The 4,550-nt window shown below is 45.8% G+C and carries 6 protein-coding genes; all 6 read right to left on the reverse strand.

Annotated elements, in window-relative coordinates; all coding sequences use genetic code 11:
* Positions 1–114: 114 nt before the first annotated feature.
* Positions 115–858, reverse strand: coding sequence for a 3-oxoacyl-ACP reductase FabG (gene fabG / locus Q7V21_RS15110; protein ID WP_304918077.1), 744 nt, complete (start codon positions 856–858; stop codon positions 115–117).
* A gap of 2 nt (positions 859–860) precedes the next feature.
* On the reverse strand, positions 861–1,796 hold the full coding sequence (gene fabD / locus Q7V21_RS15115; RefSeq protein ID WP_304918078.1) for an ACP S-malonyltransferase: 936 nt from the start codon (positions 1,794–1,796) through the stop codon (positions 861–863).
* 18 nt (positions 1,797–1,814) lie between these two features.
* Positions 1,815–2,774 (reverse strand): beta-ketoacyl-ACP synthase III, encoded by a 960-nt coding sequence (locus tag Q7V21_RS15120; RefSeq protein ID WP_304918079.1) that lies wholly within the window; start codon positions 2,772–2,774, stop codon positions 1,815–1,817.
* A complete protein-coding gene (gene plsX / locus Q7V21_RS15125) occupies positions 2,771–3,790 on the reverse strand; it encodes a phosphate acyltransferase PlsX (protein ID WP_304918080.1) in 1,020 nt (339 codons plus the stop codon). Before plsX ends, Q7V21_RS15120 begins: the two co-directional genes overlap by 4 nt.
* A 13-nt stretch (positions 3,791–3,803) precedes the next feature.
* On the reverse strand, positions 3,804–3,983 hold the full coding sequence (gene rpmF / locus Q7V21_RS15130; RefSeq protein ID WP_069295354.1) for a 50S ribosomal protein L32: 180 nt from the start codon (positions 3,981–3,983) through the stop codon (positions 3,804–3,806).
* Between the two features lie 29 nt (positions 3,984–4,012).
* The coding region (locus Q7V21_RS15135) for a YceD family protein (protein WP_304918081.1) at positions 4,013–4,550 on the reverse strand (538 nt) is incomplete at its 5' end.

A 4,550-nucleotide genomic window follows, 5' to 3' on the forward strand; every position in this document is an offset into this window, starting at 1 on the left:
AGTACAAACAACGTGCTGGCATTTTATAGTGCGAGCACTGCGGAGACAAGCTGGAAGCCTTGTCCATAAAATATCTCCACAATAAAAAACCTAAGTCTCAGCAGATTCAGGCCATTAATTCATATACATACCGCCGTTTACGTGCAGCGTTTCGCCAGTTATATATCCTGCTAAAGGACTGGCTAAAAAGCTCACAGCAGCGGCAATTTCTTCTGCCTCACCGAGGCGTTTGACTGGGACCTGTTCCAGTAACGCAGTTTTATGCGCTTCTGGCAGTCCACTGGTCATATCGGTATCGATAAACCCGGGGGCAACACTATTCACAGTAATACCGCGTGCACCAACTTCACGAGCCAATGATTTGCTAAAGCCAATAACACCGGCTTTAGCCGCAGCATAGTTGGTTTGTCCGGCATTACCCATCACACCTACAACAGATGTAATGTTTATAATTCGTCCCCAACGCGCTTTGGTCATCGCGCGGACGCAACGTTTACTTAATTTAAAAATAGGCGTGAGATTGGTATTGATAATATCGTCCCACTCTTCATCTTTCATGCGCATCAGTAAATTGTCGCGGGTAATGCCGGCGTTATTGACCAGAATATCCGGTGCGGCAAATTCTGTTTCAATAGCCGTAACCACTTCATCAATCGCATTGTCTTGGGTGACATTTAGTACCATGCCTTTGCCCTGAATGCCTGCGGATTGCAGATATTCGCTGATAGCAGAGGCACCACTTTCTGAAGTTGCCGTCCCAATAACGGTAGCTCCCTGCTCGCCTAAGCTTAGTGCAATCGCACGGCCTATGCCACGGGTCGCACCCGTTACCAAAGCAACTTTACCTTGAAGGCTCATGATTATTCTCCTAACAATTCTTGGGTTTTCTGCAGAGTCACCGAATCATACACCGGTAAAGCCTGCAAAGATTTATCGATACGTTTGCTCAAACCGGCCAGAACTTTCCCTGGGCCGCATTCAACCAGCGTATCGACACCTTGGGCTGCAAGCCATTCAACCGTTTCAACCCAACGGACTGGGTTGTATAACTGCTGAGCCAGTAACTGACGAATTTCAGCGGCATCAGTAGTCGCAGTAACACTCGCATTATGAATAACGGGGATTTGTGGGGCTTGAATCGATACCGATTCAAGTTCTTTGGATAATTCTTCAGCAGCGGGACGCATCAACGCGCAATGCGATGGTACGCTGACTGGTAATAATAAAGCACGTTTGGCACCTTTTTCTGTTGCAATCACAACGGCTTTATCGACTGCTGACTTGGTTCCGGCAATTACCACCTGACCAGGTGAATTAAAGTTAACCGCTTCAACCACACCGATATCACTTGCTTGCTGACAGACCGCTTTGACGACATCATCGTCCAGACCAAGGATAGCCGCCATAGCGCCTTCACCAGCGGGAACTGCTTGTTGCATCAATTGGCCACGCTTTTCAACCAGTTTGATGGCTGTTTTGAAGTCGAGTGCCCCGGCCGCAACCAGTGCGGTATATTCACCTAAACTGTGACCTGCCATATAAGCCGGTTTGTATTGGCTTGTCGCTTCCCAGCAACGCCAGACAGCAATGCCTGCTGCCAACATCGCGGGTTGGGTTTTATCTGTTTGATTGAGATCGGCTTCAGGACCATTTTGCACTAGAGCCCAGAGGTCATAACCTAGCACTTCGCTTGCTTCTGCAAATGTTTGTTGCACTTGAGGAAACGATTCTGACAGTTCGGCCAGCATGGAAATGGATTGTGAGCCTTGACCGGGGAAAACAAACGCTGAATGCATTGTTAAAAATACCTCAGATTAAAATTTAATAAGAGCCGAGCCCCAGGTAAACCCACCACCGAACGCTTCAAACAATAATGTTTCACCACGTTTGATGCGACCATCACGCACGGCAACATCAAGTGCCAGAGGGATAGATGCCGCAGAGGTATTACCATGGTCCTGAACTGTTACAACAACACTGTCCATAGACATGCTCAATTTTTTGGCTGTAGCCGCAATGATACGGATATTGGCTTGATGCGGGATAAGCCAGTCAATATCGTGTTTATCTAATTGGTTGGCTTCAAGTGTTTCGTCAACAATCTTGCTCAGGGTTTTGACGGCCACTTTGAAGACTTCGTTACCCTGCATTTCAATATAAGCTGGATCTTCAGTTATCGCACTACCCGGCCCTGTCGGCACATGTAACAAATTATTAAAGCTGCCATCGCAGTGGATATGGGTAGACAGAATTCCCGGTTCTTCAGATGCCTGAAGCACGACAGCACCAGCACCATCACCGAATAACACGCAGGTATTTCGATCCGTCCAATCCACGATACGTGACAATGTTTCTGCCCCGATGACCAGAACATTTTTAGCACTGCCTGATTTAATAAATTTGTCGGCTACCGTTAACGCATAAACGAAACCGGTACATACCGCTTGAATATCAAATGCAGGGCAACCATGAATGCCCAGCTTTTGCTGAAGCAGCGCTGCAGTGCTTGGGAAAATTCGTGTTGGAGTGGTGGTCGCGACAATGATCAAGTCAATATCACGAGGTTTTAACTCAGCCGCTGAAATAGCATTTATAGCTGCAAAATACGCCAAATCTGTGGTGGTTTCGTCAGCGGCTGCAATATGTCTTTTTTTGATACCGGTACGATCAGTAATCCAATCATCACTGGTTTCAACCATTGATTCTAAATCAATGTTGGTCAGGATTTTTTCCGGTAAATAGCTGCCCGTTCCGACAATCCTGGAATAAATCACAATACTTGTTCCTCTAACAGAGTCTCAAGATGCTTAGTGATATTCCTCGGGACATCTTTTCTTGCTTCAAGAATAGCGATATTAATTGCATTGGCGAAGGCAAACGCATCTGCTCCACCATGACTCTTGATCACGATACCTTGTAAACCAATTAAATTGGCTCCGTTAAACGCTCGAGGGTCGAGTTCTTTACTGAAGTGTTTCAATACCGGATAGGCAATGAGGCCGGCAATCTTGGTAAGCCAGTTACGGTTAAAAGCCTGGCGCAGATAATGTCGAATCATATGTGCGACGCCTTCACTGGCTTTTAACGCCACATTACCCACAAACCCATCACAGACCAGTACATCAACTTCGCCGTGATAAAGACCATCGCCTTCCACATAACCGTAGTAATTTAAATCGGTTTTGGCTAGTAAACGCGCTGCTTCTTTAACTCGTTCATTACCTTTAATTTCTTCAGCACCAACATTCAGCAGACCAACTGTCGGATTTGGTTTGCCATCAATCAACTCAGCTAATACTGAGCCCATTAACGCAAATTGCACCAGATGCTCAGCAGTTGAGTCCACATTTGCCCCGAGATCGAGCACATAGGTGTGACCACGCATGGTTGGTAATGCTGTAATAATTGCTGGTCGTTCAATACCGGGCAAAGTCTTCAACACAAAACGCGCAGTTGCCATTAATGCACCGGTATTACCAGCGCTTATACAAGCTGCAGCCTGACCTTCTTTTACAAGATTTATGGCCACCCGCATTGAAGAATCTTTTTTGCCGCGAAGTGCTGATGAAGGGGCTTCATCCATGCCAACTGTTTGAGAAGCATGGTGAATTTTAATCCGGTGTTTGTCAGCAAACTGATGTTTGGCTAACTCTGCTGATATGGTGGCTTCATCGCCAACCAAAATCAGTTCTACATCGGTATGCCTTTCCAGCGTTGATATGGCAGCGGGGATCACGACTTGTGGTCCGTGATCCCCGCCCATAGCGTCGATCGAAATTGTTAAAGTCAATTTCTGTTAAGCCTTATTCACTCTTGTCAGCGATAACTTTACGGCCACGGTAGTAACCGTCAGCTGTTACGTGGTGACGACGGTGTAATTCACCAGAAGTTGAATCAACAGATAATGTTGATTCAGTTAATGCATCATGTGAACGACGCATACCGCGACGTGAAGGACTCTTTTTACTCTTTTGAACAGCCATGGCTTAAACTCCTAAACCCAATAAATAAACTACTTTTTCGATTTCAATGCAGATAACACTGCAAACGGTGAGACTGGTTTCTCAGGCTCGATTTCCTCTTCTCCTGTCTGCCACAATTTTTCAGGCAAACACGAATAATCATGTTTTGGCACGATTGGTAAAGCGAGAATCAACTCATCTTCCACAATCGATGCCGGATCAACTTGTTTTGCATCATTCAAGATCCAGGGCTCATATTGTTCAGCAAGACCTTCAATCTTTCCTTCATGTCGAACCAGTGCCAGTTTGGTTGTGATATTCATTGAATGGGCCATTGGCTCCATACAACGTTCACATAGCAAATTGACGGTTACAGCAAATTTCCCACGCATAAAAGGCGTGCCAGTAGTGTCGATATCAAACTGCATATCGATCAAAACTGTCCCCGAATCGTCGTAAAGCATTTCACTCAAACGCGACATTTTACTGACCGGAATTTCTCCCGTTATCTGTAAACCGCTATGAGCAAAACGAAACGGATCAATCTCTCTTGGCAATTGCTGATGCATAATCGACGGGATTATATAA

This window comes from Methylophaga sp., assembly GCF_030651745.1.